At 64.8% G+C, this 14,800-nt stretch carries 13 protein-coding genes; 8 read left to right on the top strand and 5 right to left on the bottom strand.

The window, feature by feature from the left end; genetic code table 11:
- Positions 1-23 precede the first annotated feature (23 nt).
- The gene (locus BLW48_RS04840) at positions 24-1,142 is read left to right on the top strand and encodes a 3-deoxy-7-phosphoheptulonate synthase (protein WP_093173032.1); all 1,119 of its coding nucleotides are present in this window, start codon (positions 24-26) and stop codon (positions 1,140-1,142) included.
- A gap of 8 nt (positions 1,143-1,150) precedes the next feature.
- Here BLW48_RS04840 and BLW48_RS04835 read toward each other — a convergent pair whose 3' ends face one another.
- Together BLW48_RS04835 and mpl are read right to left on the bottom strand one after the other, a co-directional pair.
- A complete protein-coding gene (locus BLW48_RS04835; RefSeq protein WP_093173030.1) occupies positions 1,151-1,669 on the bottom strand; it encodes a cupin domain-containing protein in 519 nt (172 codons plus the stop codon).
- On the bottom strand, positions 1,666-3,069 hold the full coding sequence (gene mpl / locus BLW48_RS04830) for a UDP-N-acetylmuramate:L-alanyl-gamma-D-glutamyl-meso-diaminopimelate ligase (RefSeq protein ID WP_093173028.1): 1,404 nt from the start codon (positions 3,067-3,069) through the stop codon (positions 1,666-1,668). Before mpl ends, BLW48_RS04835 begins: the two co-directional genes overlap by 4 nt.
- Positions 3,070-3,180: 111 nt before the next feature.
- On the opposite strand from mpl, the gene BLW48_RS04825 reads away from it, so the two are divergent.
- The 7 genes from BLW48_RS04825 to BLW48_RS04795 all read left to right on the top strand — a co-directional run bounded on the left by BLW48_RS04825 (position 3,181) and on the right by BLW48_RS04795 (position 9,543).
- Positions 3,181-3,777, top strand: a complete 597-nt coding sequence (locus BLW48_RS04825) for a hypothetical protein (protein WP_093173026.1) — start codon at positions 3,181-3,183, stop codon at positions 3,775-3,777.
- The gene (locus BLW48_RS04820; RefSeq protein WP_093173024.1) at positions 3,778-4,326 is read left to right on the top strand and encodes a TlpA family protein disulfide reductase; all 549 of its coding nucleotides are present in this window, start codon (positions 3,778-3,780) and stop codon (positions 4,324-4,326) included.
- Positions 4,327-4,426: 100 nt separating this feature from the next.
- A complete protein-coding gene (gene accB / locus BLW48_RS04815) occupies positions 4,427-4,894 on the top strand; it encodes an acetyl-CoA carboxylase biotin carboxyl carrier protein (RefSeq protein WP_093056213.1) in 468 nt (155 codons plus the stop codon).
- Between the two features lie 2 nt (positions 4,895-4,896).
- Positions 4,897-6,246 carry an acetyl-CoA carboxylase biotin carboxylase subunit gene (gene accC, locus BLW48_RS04810; RefSeq protein ID WP_081270245.1) on the top strand — a complete coding sequence of 450 codons (1,350 nt, stop codon included), beginning with the start codon at positions 4,897-4,899 and terminating at the stop codon, positions 6,244-6,246.
- Positions 6,247-6,260: 14 nt separating this feature from the next.
- Positions 6,261-7,151, top strand: a complete 891-nt coding sequence (gene prmA / locus BLW48_RS04805; protein ID WP_093173022.1) for a 50S ribosomal protein L11 methyltransferase — start codon at positions 6,261-6,263, stop codon at positions 7,149-7,151.
- Between the two features lie 52 nt (positions 7,152-7,203).
- Positions 7,204-8,577: a zinc-ribbon and DUF3426 domain-containing protein gene (locus tag BLW48_RS04800; protein ID WP_093173020.1), complete on the top strand. Its 1,374-nt coding sequence runs from the start codon at positions 7,204-7,206 to the stop codon at positions 8,575-8,577.
- Between the two features lie 63 nt (positions 8,578-8,640).
- Positions 8,641-9,543: a carbohydrate kinase family protein gene (locus BLW48_RS04795; protein WP_093173018.1), complete on the top strand. Its 903-nt coding sequence runs from the start codon at positions 8,641-8,643 to the stop codon at positions 9,541-9,543.
- An 81-nt stretch (positions 9,544-9,624) separates the two neighbouring features.
- On the opposite strand, the gene BLW48_RS04790 is transcribed toward BLW48_RS04795, so the two are convergent.
- From BLW48_RS04790 to BLW48_RS04780, 3 genes are all read right to left on the bottom strand, one after another.
- Positions 9,625-10,134, bottom strand: coding sequence for a histone H1-like DNA-binding protein (locus tag BLW48_RS04790; protein ID WP_019656794.1), 510 nt, complete (start codon positions 10,132-10,134; stop codon positions 9,625-9,627).
- 196 nt (positions 10,135-10,330) lie between these two features.
- Positions 10,331-11,557: a ribonucleotide-diphosphate reductase subunit beta gene (locus BLW48_RS04785; protein WP_093173016.1), complete on the bottom strand. Its 1,227-nt coding sequence runs from the start codon at positions 11,555-11,557 to the stop codon at positions 10,331-10,333.
- A gap of 192 nt (positions 11,558-11,749) precedes the next feature.
- Positions 11,750-14,665 carry a ribonucleoside-diphosphate reductase subunit alpha gene (locus BLW48_RS04780; RefSeq protein WP_093173014.1) on the bottom strand — a complete coding sequence of 972 codons (2,916 nt, stop codon included), beginning with the start codon at positions 14,663-14,665 and terminating at the stop codon, positions 11,750-11,752.
- Between the last annotated feature and the right edge of the window lie 135 nt (positions 14,666-14,800).

Raw genomic sequence — 14,800 nt, 5'->3', positions numbered from 1 at the left:
ACCCGACAGACAAGGAAGCAACCATGAGCACGAACACTGCCCCCGCCAGCGACAGCTGGTATGCGAGCGTCGAAAAAACCAGCAAGACCGACGACGAACGCATCAAGGACATCAACGTGCTGCCCCCTCCCGAACATCTGATCCGCTTTTTCCCGATCCGCGGCACGCCCGTTGAAACCCTGATCGAAGGCACCCGCCGCAATATCCACAACATCATGGCCGGCAAGGACGACCGGCTGCTGGTGATCATGGGTCCCTGCTCGATCCACGACCCGGCTGCCGCGCTCGAATATGCCCGCCGCCTCAAGGTCGAGCGCGAGAAATACGCCGGCACGCTGGAAATCGTGATGCGCGTGTACTTCGAGAAGCCGCGCACGACTGTCGGCTGGAAGGGGCTCATCAACGACCCGTACCTCGACGAAAGCTTCCGCATCGACGAAGGCCTGCGCATCGCGCGCCAGCTGCTGATCGACATCAACCGCATCGGCCTGCCGGCGGGCAGCGAGTTCCTCGACGTGATCTCGCCGCAGTACATCGGCGACCTGATCTCCTGGGGCGCCATCGGTGCACGCACCACCGAAAGCCAGGTGCATCGCGAACTGGCCTCGGGGCTCTCGGCGCCCATCGGCTTCAAGAACGGCACCGACGGCAACATCCGCATCGCCACCGATGCCATCCAGGCGGCGGCGCGCGGCCATCACTTCCTGTCGGTGCACAAGAACGGCCAGGTCGCGATCGTGCAGACCAACGGCAATCGCGACTGTCACGTGATCCTGCGCGGCGGCAAGGCGCCGAACTACGACGCCGCCAGCGTCGAAGCCGCCTGCAAGGACCTCGAGGCCGCCAAGCTGCCGCCCACGCTGATGGTCGATTGCAGCCATGCCAACAGCTCCAAGCAGCACCAGAAGCAGATCGAGGTGGCGAAGGACATCGCCGCGCAGATCGCCGGCGGCTCGAACCGGGTCTTCGGCGTGATGGTCGAAAGCCACCTGCAACCGGGCGCCCAGAAGTTCACGCCGGGCAAGGACCAGCTGTCGGGCCTCGAATACGGCAAGAGCATCACCGACGCCTGCCTGGGATGGGACGATTCGGTACAGGTGCTCGACACGCTCTCGAAGGCGGTCAAGCAGCGCCGGGGCTGAAGCCCGGGTTAGAGCATCCTGGCCAGGTCAGGCCAATGGTGCCGCATCGACGCAGCTTCGTCGCTGTCGGGCGGCACCATCGAAAAGTCGGCGAAATCGAAGCCCGGCCCGACCATGCAGGCGACCAGTGTGTAGTCGCCTGAACTGTGGCCCTGGATCGGCCGGGCCGCTTGCCATTGGCCGGCGGGCACCACATGCTGGGGACGCGTGCCGTGCGCATCGACCGGGCCCAGCCGCACATGGGCCGGCGCCGTGCGCATTGCGGCGTCGCAGGTCCACAGCGTGAGCGGTACGCCTTCCAGATGCACCCAGACTTCGTCGGACAGCACCCGGTGCCAGCGCGAATGCTGGCTCGCTTCGAGCAAAAAGTAGATGCTGGTCAGCGCGCTGCGCGGCGCGCGACCGTCGGTGGGCGTGACGCTCGATGCTGAGCGGAACACCTCGCCGTACCAGCCGCCCTCGGGGTGGGGCTGCAGCTTCAGGGTCTCGATCAGTTCGTGGGCGCGTGTGAGCGGCATGGCGGTCATGATGCCGTCGCCGTGCGCAGCGCCGCAAGCAGTTTGTCGTGCACGCCGCCGAAGCCACCGTTGCTCATGCAGACGATGTGATCGCCCGGGCGGGCCGCGGCCACGATCTGCTTCACCAGCGGCTCGATGGCTCCGACCACCTGTGCGCGGTCGCCCATCGGCGCGAGCGCTGCTGCGGCATCCCAGTCGAGGCCGGCCGTGTGGCAGAACGACAGGTCGGCCGCCTCCAGGCTCCAGGGCAGCTGCGCCGCCATGACGCCCAGCTTCATCGTGTTGCTGCGCGGCTCGAAGGCCGCGAGGATGCGCTCACTTTGCTTGCCAGCAGCATCCAGCTTCTTGCGCAGGCCGTCGAGTGTGGTGCGGATGGCTGTCGGGTGGTGGGCGAAGTCGTCGTAGACCGTGACTGCGCCGCCGCCTTGCTCGACCGTGCCGCGCAGCTCCATGCGCCGGCGCACGTTGCGGAAGCTGCCCAGCGCACGGGCTGCCTCGGCCGGCGCCACGCCCACATGTTCGGCCGCGGCGATGGCGGCCAGCGCGTTCATCTGGTTGTGCAGGCCCGAGAGCTCCCATTCGACTCGGCCTACCAACTCGCCCCGCTGCAGCACGTCGAAGGCGTCGTGCGTGCCGCGCGCCTGCCATTCACCATTCGTGCCGAAGCGCGCGAGTTCGCTCCAGCAGCCTTGGGTCAGCACACGCTGCAGGCTTTCTTCGGTGGCATTCACTACCAGCCGCCCCGTGCTCGGCACGGTGCGAACGAGGTGATGAAACTGTCGTTCGATGGCTGCAAGATCATCGAAGATGTCCGCGTGATCGAACTCGAGGTTGTTCAGCACGGCGGTGCGCGGCCGGTAGTGCACGAACTTGCTGCGCTTGTCGAAGAAGGCCGTGTCGTACTCGTCGGCCTCGATCACGAAGGCCGGGCCGTCGCCCAGCCGGGCCGAGACGCCGAAGTCCAGCGGCACGCCGCCCACCAGGAAGCCGGGCGCCTTGCCGCCCTTTTCCAGCACCCAGGCCAGCATCGACGTGGTCGTCGTCTTGCCGTGCGTGCCGGCCACGGCCAGCACGTGGCGGCCGAGCAGCACATGCTCGGCCAGCCACTGCGGACCGCTGGTGTAGGGCTTGCCGGCGTCGAGGATGGCTTCCATCAGCGGGAACTTGGGGCTTCCGTCGGGCAGCCGCGCGCGGGACACCACGTTGCCGACCACGAACATGTCGGGCGCCAGGGAAAGCTGGTCGGCGCCGAAGCCCTCGATCAGGTCGATGCCGAGGGCGCGCAGCTGGTCGCTCATCGGGGGGTACACGCCGGCGTCGCAGCCCGTGACCCGGTGGCCTGCCTCGCGCGCCAGGGCGGCCACGCCACCCATGAACGTGCCGCAGATACCCAGAATATGAATGTGCATCGGTCGATTCTAGGGAAGCGATGTGCCGCGCCCGTGCTTGGGCCATGTGTTTGTCCCGCGCTTCGTACTGATGTTGATGTGTGGGGCGCGTACTGCGGGCAAAATGCCCCGATGGACACGTCCAAGCGTGAAATTGCCGCCACTGCAGCCCGCCTTGTCGTCGAGGAGGGACTGGAATATGGTCCGGCCAAGCGCCGGGCCCTGCGTGACCTGGGCCTTTCGGCGCGCACCGCGCTGCCCAACAACGACGAGGTCGAGGCCGAGGTGCGCGAGTACATCGAGCTTTTCTGCGCCGATACCCAGCCGCAGGAATTGCATGCATTGCGGCTGCTTGCGCTCGAATGGATGGAGCGCATGGCCGTCTTCCGCCCCCACGTGGGCGGCGCTGTGTGGCACGGAACGGCCACCCGGTTGTCAGACATTTATATTCAGTTGTTTTGCGATGATTCCAAATCGGCCGAAATCGCCCTGATCGATCACCACGTGGACTACGAGCCGCGCATGGTGACCGGCTTTCATGGCGAGCAGGTCGAGGCCCTGAGCGTGCACGCCCCGAGCCGTGCACTCGGCGAGGAAATCGGCGTGCACCTGCTGGTCTACGACCTCGACGACCTGCGCGGGGCCTTGAAGCCCGACGCCCAGGGGCGCGTGCCGCGTGGCGATCTGCCCGCATTGCGCCGACTGATTGAACGAGAAAAGGACAAGTGAATGACTTCTTCGCCCACCCGACGCGGCATGCTCTATGCCGGCGTGGCGGCAGCGGCTGCGGCCGCCGGGCTCGGCGGCGCATGGTGGAAGGAGCGCAGCAGTGGCGCAGCGGGCGGGGAGATGCTCGACGCGGCCTTCTGGGCCCAGAGCTTCGAGCGCCCGGAGGGTGGTGACCTCGTCCTGTCGAGCCTGCGCGGCAAGCCGCTGCTGCTCAACTTCTGGGCGACGTGGTGCCCGCCCTGCGTTGAAGAAATGCCGATGATCGACGCTTTCTTCCGTGCAAATGGCGCCAACGGCTGGCAAGTGGTTGGATTGGCCATCGATCAACCCAGCGCCGTGCGCAAGTTCCTGCAACGCACGCCCGTCACCTACCCAACCGGCCTGGCCGGCCTTCAGGGTACGGAGCTGGTCAAGAATCTGGGCAATACGGGTGGCGGTTTGCCCTTCACGCTGGTCCTGAATGCGAACGGCTCCGTGGCCGCCCGTAAAATGGGCAAGCTCGAGACCACCGACCTGGACACTTGGCGACGCGAACTGGTTCATGGTTAGAATCAGTTCCTTACGCTGGCGTTAGACGCCGAACGCCGAAAATCACCGATTTTCGAACAAGTTATGTCCTGAAGACCGGCTCAGCCGGCACTGGAGTCCCATGGATCTGCGCAAACTCAAGACACTGATCGATCTGGTGTCCGAATCGAATATTTCCGAGCTGGAAATCACCGAAACCGAAGGCAAGGTTCGCATCGTGAAGGGCGGCGGCGCCGCTCCGGTGCAGTATGTGCAAACCCTGGCGGCGCCTCAGGCGGCTGCCGCACCGGCCGCAGCCGGCGCTCCCGCGGCACCCGCCGTGGCCAGCGCACCGGCGGCCGAAGCCGCTCCGGCCGGCCATGCCGTGAAGTCGCCCATGGTCGGCACCTTCTACCGTTCGTCCAGCCCGGGTGCTGCTGCGTTCGTCGAGGTTGGCAGCAAGGTCAACGAAGGCGATACCATCTGCATCATCGAAGCGATGAAGATCCTCAATGAAATCGAGGCCGACAAGTCCGGCACGATCACCCAGATCCTCGGCGAAAACGGCCAGGCGGTCGAATACGGACAGCCGCTGTTCATCATCGAGTGACCATGTTCAAGAAGATCCTGGTTGCAAACCGGGGGGAGATTGCCCTCCGGATTCAGCGTGCCTGCAGCGAGCTCGGCATCAAGGCCGTGATGGTGTATTCCGAAGCCGACCGCGACGCGAAGTACATCAAGCTGGCCGAAGAAGCCGTGTGCATCGGCCCGGCCCCCTCGGCGCAGAGCTATCTCAACATGCCGGCGATCATTTCGGCGGCCGAAGTGACCGATGCCGAAGCGATTCACCCCGGCTACGGCTTCCTGAGCGAGAACGCGAACTTCGCCGAACGCGTGGAGCAGAGCGGTTTCCAGTTCATCGGCCCGACGCCTGACAACATCCGTACGATGGGCGACAAGGTGTCGGCCAAGCAGGCCATGATCAAGGCCGGCGTGCCTTGCGTGCCCGGCTCCGAGGGTGAACTCTCGGACGACGCCGCCACCAACAAGCGCATCGCGCGTGCCATCGGCTACCCGGTCATCATCAAGGCGGCGGGCGGCGGCGGTGGTCGCGGCATGCGCGTGGTGCACACCGAGGCTGCTCTGGTCAACGCGATCCAGATGACCAAGGCGGAAGCCGGCGCGGCCTTCAACAATCCGGCCGTGTACATGGAGAAGTTTCTCCAGAACCCGCGCCACATCGAAATCCAGATCCTCGCGGACAAGCACAAGAACGCGGTTTACCTGGGCGAGCGCGACTGCTCCATGCAGCGCCGCCACCAGAAGGTGATCGAGGAATCGCCCGCGCCGGGCATTCCGCGCAAGCTGATCGAGAAGATCGGCGAGCGCTGTGCGGCCGCCTGCAAGAAGATCAACTACCGCGGTGCCGGCACCTTCGAGTTTCTCTACGAGAACGGCGAGTTCTATTTCATTGAAATGAACACGCGCGTGCAGGTGGAGCACCCGGTGACCGAGTTCACCACCGGCATCGACATCGTCAAGACGCAGATCATGGTCGCGGCCGGCGAAAAGCTGCCGTTCACACAGCGCCAGATCCAGATGCACGGCCACGCCATCGAATGCCGCATCAATGCCGAAGACGCGTGGAAGTTCACGCCGTCGCCGGGTCGCATCACGATGTGGCACCCGCCGGGCGGCCCAGGCGTTCGCGTCGACTCGCACGCGTACACCAACTACTTCGTGCCGCCGAACTACGACTCCATGATCGGCAAGATCATCGTCTACGGCGACACGCGCGAGCAGGCCATGGCCCGCATGCGCACGGCGCTCAACGAAACCGTGATCGAAGGCATCCAGACCAATATCCCGCTGCACCGCGAGCTGATGGTCGATTCCAAGTTCATGACCGGCGGCACCAACATCCACTACCTCGAAGAGTGGCTGGCTGCGCACAAGCGCTGACCCGGGACGCCGCGATGTTCGAACTCCGCCTGATGGCGCCGGAAGACCGGGTCGAAACGCTCGGTGAAGCGCTCGATGCACTCGATGCATTGAGCGTGTCGGTGGAAGACGCCGACGCGCAGACCGACGCAGAGCAGGCGCTTTTCGGCGAGCCGGGCATGCCGCCGCCGAAGGAGGGCTGGCAGCGTTCGCGCGTGATCGCGCTGTTCCCCGACGAGGCGCTCGCCAAAGAGGCTGCGTCGGTGCTCGCGCTGCAAGACTTCTTCGAAGGCTGCGAGGTGCTCGGCATTGCGCCGGTGCCCGAGCAGGACTGGGTGCGCCTGACGCAATCGCAGTTCGCTCCCGTCGAGATCACGCCCGAGTTCTGGATCGTGCCGACGTGGCACGAGCCGCCCGAGCAGGCAAAGGAGGTGATTCGGCTCGATCCGGGCCTGGCCTTCGGCACCGGCACGCATCCCACCACGCGCATGTGCCTGCGGTGGATTGCGACGCAGGGCGACGGCGTGCTGGCCAACCAACGCGTGCTCGACTACGGCTGCGGCTCCGGCATTCTTGCGATCGGTGCGGCGAAGTTCGGCGCAACCGACATCGACGCTGTCGACATCGACGAAGCCGCGGTCTCGTCGACCCGGCTCAATGCCGAGGCCAACGGCGTCCGGCTGAACGCGGGCTTGCCCGAAGCGGCTAAGGGCCACTACGACACCGTGCTCGCCAACATCCTGGCCACGCCGCTCAAGGTGCTCGCGCCGTTGCTGCGCAACCATGTGAAGGCGGGCGGATCGCTGGTGATGGCCGGCATCCTCGAGCGCCAGGCCGATGAATTGAAAGAGGCCTACGCGCCGTACGCAACGCTCGAAGTCAGCGACACCGAGGACGGCTGGATCCTCATGACCGCGCGCTGCTGAGCCGCCTTGCGCCCCTCCCGTGGCGGGGGCTCGACCCTACAATCGCCCGGTCATGAGTCTCGTCACGCGCTGCCCCGCCTGCACCACCACCTTCAAGGTGGTGCGCGACCAGCTTCGCATCTCTGATGGCTGGGTGCGTTGCGGCCGATGCAGCCATGTGTTCGACGCCACGCTCGATCTGCACGAGGCGCCCGATGGTGCAGCGCCGCCGGTGCAGGGCGGTGGCTACATGCCGGGGCTGGTCGAGTCCGCCTCGGAGCCCAAGGTCGCGCCCGAACTTCCTGCGCCACCGCCGCCGCTCGAGTTGGAGCCCTCGTCGCCTGCCGAAGATGCGGACTTCTTCGACGACGAGCCCGAGCAGCAACCTCGGCATGCGCTACCCCCGGAGGCTCCAGCGCCTGCACCGACGCCGGCGTCGCCACCACCACCTCCAGCAGCGCTTGAGTTCTCGCTGTCATTGCCCGAACACGGCATCGTCGCCGACGAGCCATGGTCCGACCTCGACGTCAGCGAACCCGCGTGGAAGCCTCCACCGAGCACGCTGCCGCCGTTCCCGAACATCGACCTGAATCTCGCGTCGCCGCCGCCCGCGCCGCCACCCCCGGCGCCGCCGTTGCCCGTCGCCCCGCGCATCAAGGCAATGCGCGGGCTGATGATCGAGCGAGCGAGCGACGACGGCGCTGAAGGGGAGCGCGAGCAGGAAGAAAAAGACCACGACCAGGTGCAGATGCAGAAGGCGCTGCGCCGCGCCCGCATCAAGTCGGCCAAGATCGCGAGCGCCAAGGCGCGTGAGGAGCGTGCGGCTGCGAAGGCTTCGCCTGTTGTGGTGCAGGCTGAAAGCGAGTCCGACCTTGCGCTCTCCCCGGATTTCGAACTGCCAATAGGGCATCCCTTCGCGGACGACGACGAGTCCTTCGAGAGGGCAACCGGCTTCTGGCAGCGCAAGGGCGTGCGCATCGTGCTGGTCCTGCTGGCGGTGATTGCCGTGCTGCTGCTCATCCTGCAGGTCATCCGCCACGAGCGCGACGGCATTGCCGCGCGCCAGCCCAATCTGCGGCCCGCCTTGGCGGCACTGTGCCAATACACGGGCTGCGAACTCGCGGCCCTGCGCCAGATCGGCGACATCGTGATCGAAGGCGCGGCCTTCGCGCGCGAGAAGAGCGGGGGCAACGACTACCGCCTGAGCTTCACCCTGCGCAATGGCGCCACCGTGCCGCTCGCGATGCCTGCCGTCGAACTCTCGCTGCTCGACACGCAGGAGCGCGCCGTCGTGCGCCGCGTGTTGTTGCCGGCGGACTACGGTGCGCCGACGGTGCTGCAGGCCCGCGCCGACCGCGCAGCCTCGCTGCCACTGACCTTGTCCGCTTCTGAGGCCGCAGCGCTACCGCCGATCGCGGGTTACCGCGTCGAAGCTTTCTATCCCTGAGCGGGGCGCTTGCCTGCACGCGTCCTTTTCTCTTCCATCCACCATTCAACCAACGGCTCAACCATGGCAGCAGTGATTTGCGGGTCCCTCGCGTTCGACACCATCATGACTTTCGAGGGCCGGTTCGCCGACCAGATTCTTCCGGACCAGCTGCACATCCTCAATGTGTCGTTCCTGGTCCCGACGCTACGGCGCGACTTCGGCGGCTGTGCCGGCAACATCGCCTACAGCCTCAATGCACTGGGCGGCACTGCGCTACCGATGGCCACGCTCGGCAGCGACGGCGCCTCGTACCTCGAGCGCATGCGCTCGCTGGGCATCGACACCGAGTTCGTGCGCCAGCTCGACGACACCTTCACTGCGCAGGCGATGATCATGAGCGACATCGACAACAACCAGATCACCGCCTTCCACCCCGGCGCGATGCAGCAGGCGCACATCACGAAGGTGGCTGCGCGCGACGACATCAAGCTCGGCATCATCGCGCCCGATGGCCGCGACGCGATGCTGCAGCACGCGGAGCAGTTCGCTGCCGCCGGCATTCCGTTCGTGTTCGATCCGGGCCAGGGTTTGCCGATGTTCGACGGCGAGGCGCTGCGTCATTTCGTCGATCTCGCGAGCTGGGTGGTGGTGAACGACTACGAAGGAAAGATGCTGTCGCAGCGCACCGGCTGGAGCCTGGCCGAGATCTCGAAGCGCGTGCGCGGACTGGTGGTCACGCTGGCGGCCGAGGGCTGCGAGATCTGGACTGACGGCGAGCGCGAGCACGTGCCGGGCGTGGTGGCCACCGAAGTGGTCGAGCCCACGGGCTGCGGCGACGCATGGCGTGGCGCGCTGCTGTTCGGTCTGGAAAAGGGTTGGCCGCTGGCGCAGTGCGCAGCGCTGGGCAACAAGGTCGGCGCGATCAAGATCGCGCAGCGTGGCCCGCAGAACTACGAGATCGATCGCAAGGCCCTGGGTCTCTGATCTTCTTCCCGCAGAAGCGCCAATAAAAAAGCCCGACACCGCGAGGTGTCGGGCTTTGCGCCTTCAAGGCCGCTGAGAAACTCAGGGCTTGCTGGCCGTGGGGAACGGCCAGGCTGCCTGGGGATTCAGCGTCGTTTGCGCCGCAGGGGCAGGCGCTACGGCTGCAGCCTTGGCGGGCGCAGCGGCCTTGGGAGCCTTCTTCGCAGCAGGCTTTTTGGCAGCAGGCTTTTTCGCGGCTTTCTTGGCCGCAGCCTTTTTCGCAGGCGCCTTCTTGGCAGCAGCCTTCTTCGCAGGCGCCTTCTTGGCGGCGGCCTTCTTTGCCGGGGCCTTCTTGGCAGCAGCCTTCTTCGCAGGCGCCTTCTTCGCTACGGCCTTCTTCGCCGGAGCCTTCTTGGCAGCGGCCTTCTTGGCCGGTGCTGCCTTCTTGGCGGCTACCTTCTTCGCAGGAGCCTTCTTGGCAGCGACCTTCTTGGCCGGTGCCTTCTTGGCGGCTACCTTCTTTGCCGGAGCCTTCTTAGCGGCCACAGCCTTCTTTGCCGGAGCCTTCTTTGCAGCGGCTTTCTTAGCCGGCGCTTTCTTTGCAGTTGCCATTTCTATTTCTCCTTGATCAAGTTGAAAAAATCAACCTATTGAAGCACTCCACGCACGTTGGGTAGCGTGAAGCGATTCATGGCGTTGAGATCTGAGCCCCAGCACCATGAACACCTGAGCCCCAGTCCATGCCGCGCTCTTTGGCGCGATCGGTGGCAAGGGCAATTCTTGAATTCATTAATTCTTGTCGAAAGATTCAATCCCAGGAGAGCGCACCACCCGACTGGTACTCGATCACGCGGGTTTCGAAAAAGTTGCGCTCTTTCTTCAGGTCAATCATTTCGCTCATCCAGGGGAACGGATTTTCTTCGTTCGGGAAGAGCGTTTCGAGGCCGATCTGCTGTGCACGCCGGTTGGCGATGTAGCGCAGGTAGCCCTTGAACATGGAGGCGTTCATGCCGAGCACGCCACGTGGCATGGTGTCTTCGGCGTATTTGTATTCGAGCTCGACGGCGCGCATGAAGAGCGCCTTGATCTCGGCCTTGAACTCGGAGGTCCAGAGGCCGGGGTTTTCGAGCTTGAGCTGGTTGATCAGGTCGATGCCGAAGTTGCAGTGCATCGACTCGTCACGCAGGATGTACTGGTACTGCTCGGCAGCGCCGGTCATCTTGTTCTGGCGGCCCAGCGCGAGGATCTGCGTGAAGCCGACGTAGAAGAACAGGCCTTCCATCAGGCAGGCGAACACGATGAGCGACTTGAGCAGCGTCTGGTCGGTCTCGTGGGTGCCGGTCTTGAAGTTCGGGTCGCTGATGGCGTCGATGAACGGGATCAGGAACTGGTCCTTCTCGCGGATCGACGGCACTTCGTTGTAGGCGTTGAAGATCTCGCTCTCGTCCAGGCCGAGCGACTCGACGATGTACTGGTACGCGTGCGTGTGGATCGCTTCCTCGAAGGCCTGGCGCAGCAGGAACTGGCGGCATTCGGGGGCCGTGATGTGGCGATAGGTGCCCAGCACGATGTTGTTGGCGGCCAGCGAGTCGGCGGTCACGAAGAAGCCGAGGTTGCGCTTGACGATGCGGCGCTCGTCTTCGGTCAGGCCGTTCGGGTCTTTCCAGAGCGCGATGTCGCGCGTCATGTTCACTTCCTGCGGCATCCAGTGGTTGGCGCAGGTGGCGAGGTACTTTTCCCACGCCCACTTGTACTTGAACGGCACCAACTGGTTGACGTCGGTCTGGCCGTTGATGATGCGCTTGTCGGAAGCCTTGACGCGTTGGGTGGCAGCAGGCGTTGCTACTGCGGCGGCAACTGGACGCACGACCGCGCCGTCATCGAGCGCGCGGAGCGCGGGTTGCGCAATCGACGAAGTCGGAGCGTCCACCGAACGGCCTGCGGGCAAGCCGCTGGTCGATGCGTTGTGGTGCTGCAATCCTTGTTGCATATCCTTTGGTAAGGAGGGCTTGACTTCTTCGTCCCAGGTCAACATAGAAAAATCCAATGCTCAAATTATCGGAGTAACGATGTGAGTTGCAAAGTGCTCGTTCACATCGCACGCCATTTATGTGGTTGTTATGTTGCTCGCATGCATCGCGCGATGTCAGTCAATGCCTTCATTGAGTGAACGTCGCGCGATTTTTTGCATGCACCTCACTGACTCACTGTCGCGAGCATCGACGCGTTATTGGCACGCTTCACAGGTCGGATCGTCCACACCGCAGAACGCGATGTCGGTGGCGGGCATTGCGCTCATCTGTGCCTTCGCTGCAGCAGCGGCGGCTTCGAGTGCGCTCATGCCCGAGGGTGCGTCGTTGCCCGACGACACCGCGTTGAGACGGCCCGATTGCACCGTCGACTTCTCGGCGTGCGTCGCGCTCTGCGTACGCAGGTAGTACGTGGTCTTCAGGCCGCGCAGCCACGCGAGCTTGTAGGTGTCGTCGAGCTTCTTGCCCGATGCACCGGCCATGTAGATGTTCAGCGACTGCGCCTGGTCGATCCACTTCTGGCGACGCGCAGCGGCTTCGACCAGCCACGTGGTTTCGACTTCGAACGCGGTGGCGTAGAGCGCCTTCACATCCTGCGGCACGCGGTCGATAGGACGCAGCGAACCGTCGAAGTGCTTCAGGTCCATCACCATCACGTCGTCCCACAGGCCCAGGCGCTTCAGGTCGCGCACCAGGTAGTGGTTGATCACGGTGAATTCGCCCGACAGGTTCGACTTGACCGACAGGTTGCCGAAGCAGGGTTCGATCGAAGCGTCCACGCCGATGATGTTCGAGATGGTCGCCGTCGGTGCGATGGCCACGCAGTTCGAATTGCGCATGCCGTCGGCCTTGATCTTCGAGCGCAGCGCGTCCCAGTCGAGGGTAGCCGAGCGGTCGACTTCGACGTAGCCGCCGCGTGCCTTTTCCAGCAGGTCGAGCGAGTCGATCGGCAGGATGCCCTTGTCCCACAGCGAGCCCTTGTAGCTCGAGTACTTGCCGCGTTCACGCGCCAGGTCGGTCGAGGCCCAGTAGGCGTGGTAGCAGATGGCTTCCATCGACTCGTCGGCGAACTGCACGGCTTCTTGTGATGCGTACGGAATGCGCAGTTCGTACAGCGCGTCCTGGAAGCCCATCAGGCCCAGGCCGACCGGACGGTGGCGCAGGTTCGAGTCGCGCGCCTTCTTCACGGCGTAGTAGTTGATGTCGATCACGTTGTCGAGCATGCGCATCGCCGTGGAGATCGTCTTCTTCAGCTTTTCCTGGTCGACCTTGCCGTCCTTCAGGTGCTGCAGCAGGTTCACGGAACCCAGGTTGCAGACGGCGGTTTCGGTGTCGCTGGTGTTCAGCGTGATCTCGGTGCAGAGGTTCGACGAGTGCACCACGCCTGCGTGCTGCTGCGGCGAGCGCACGTTGCAGGCGTCCTTGAACGTGATCCAGGGGTGGCCGGTCTCGAACAGCATCGTGAGCATCTTGCGCCACAGGTCGGTCGCCTGGATGGTGCGCGCGGGCTTGATGTCGCCGCGGGCAGCCTTCTCTTCGTAGGCCACGTAGGCCTTCTCGAAGTCGGCGCCGAACAGGTCGTGCAGGTCGGGCACGTTGGAGGGCGAGAACAGCGTCCAGGTGCCCTTTTCCATCACGCGGCGCATGAACAGGTCGGGGATCCAGTTGGCGGTGTTCATGTCGTGCGTGCGGCGGCGGTCGTCGCCGGTGTTCTTGCGCAGCTCCAGGAACTCCTCGATGTCGAGGTGCCAGGTTTCGAGGTACGTGCAGACAGCGCCCTTGCGCTTGCCGCCCTGGTTCACGGCCACTGCCGTGTCGTTCACCACCTTCAGGAACGGCACCACGCCCTGCGATTCGCCGTTCGTGCCCTTGATGTGGCTGCCGAGCGCGCGCACGCGGGTCCAGTCGTTGCCCAGGCCGCCGGCGAACTTCGACAGCAGCGCGTTTTCCTTGATCGACTCGTAGATGCCGTCGAGGTCGTCGGGCACCGTGGTCAGGTAGCAGCTCGACAGCTGCGAGCGCAGCGTGCCGGCGTTGAACAGCGTGGGCGTGCTCGACATGAAGTCGAACGACGACAGCACTTCGTAGAACTCGATGGCGCGGGCTTCGCGGTCGATTTCGTTCAGCGACAGGCCCATGGCCACGCGCATGAAGAAGGCCTGCGGCAGCTCGATGCGGGTCTTGCGCACGTGCAGGAAGTAGCGGTCGTACAGGGTCTGCAGGCCGAGGTAGTCGAACTGGTTGTCACGCTCGGCCTTCAGCGCCGCGCCCAGGCGGGGCAGGTCGTACTGCAGCAGCTTTTCGTCGAGCAGGTCGTTGTCCACGCCCTTCTTGATGAACTGCGGGAAGTAGTCGGCGTAGGCGGTGGCGCGGTCGACCGGCATCACTTCGCGGCCGATGATCTCCTTGAAGATCGTGTGCAGCAGCAGGCGCGCGGTGGCGAAGGTGTAGTCGGGGTCTTTCTCGATCAGCGTGCGGGCCGCCAGGATCGAAGCCTTGTAGACCTCGTCGAGCGGCACGCCGTCGTACAGGTTGCGCATCGTCTCGGCGACGATGGGGGCGGACGTGATGCTGTCGCCCAGGTTTTCGCAGGCCGACTCGATCAGGCCCTTGAGTTCGTTCAGGTCAAGGGTGACGAGCTCGCCGTTGTCCAGCACGTGCAGTGCGGGCGCGGCCGGCACGTCTTGCTCGCCCTGCTTCGAGCGCTCCTGCGTGCGGCGTTCGCGGTACAGCACGTAGGCGCGGGCAATTTCATGGTGGCCGCCGCGCATCAGGCCGAGTTCGACCTGGTCTTGCACGTCTTCGATGTGGAAGGTGCCGCCGCCCGGACGCGAGCGCACCAGCGCGCGGATCACGCCCTGCGTGAGCACGTCGACCGTTTCGCGCACGCTGGCCGAAGCCGCGCCCTGAGTGCCGTGCACGGCCAGGAAGGCTTTCATCATCGCGATGGCGATCTTGTTCGGCTCGAAGGGCACGACAGCGCCGTTGCGGCGGATGATCTGGTAGTGGGCCAGGTTCTGGCCGGTGGGGGAGCCAGCAGTGTCTCGCTGCTGTTGCGGTGGCGTCGAGGGAACGGCACGCGGGGTCGATTGGGGGTTCAGGGCAGTTTGCATTCGCTTCCTCTCGGTTGGCAATTCTTGTTGGATGGCGGCGCCTGGGCCGGGCGCTGCGCCGGTGTGGATGACCGGACAGGGGACACTATATCTAGGGTGCGGGGGGTGTACAACCCACTAGATGTAGCGTTTTCC

Origin of the sequence: Variovorax sp. YR266 (genome assembly GCF_900107295.1) — a bacterium.
Taxonomy (GTDB): Bacteria; Pseudomonadota; Gammaproteobacteria; order Burkholderiales; family Burkholderiaceae_C; genus Variovorax.
The sequence above is the reverse complement of the archived record's forward strand: the minus strand, read 5'-3'. Positions and strand labels throughout refer to the sequence as shown.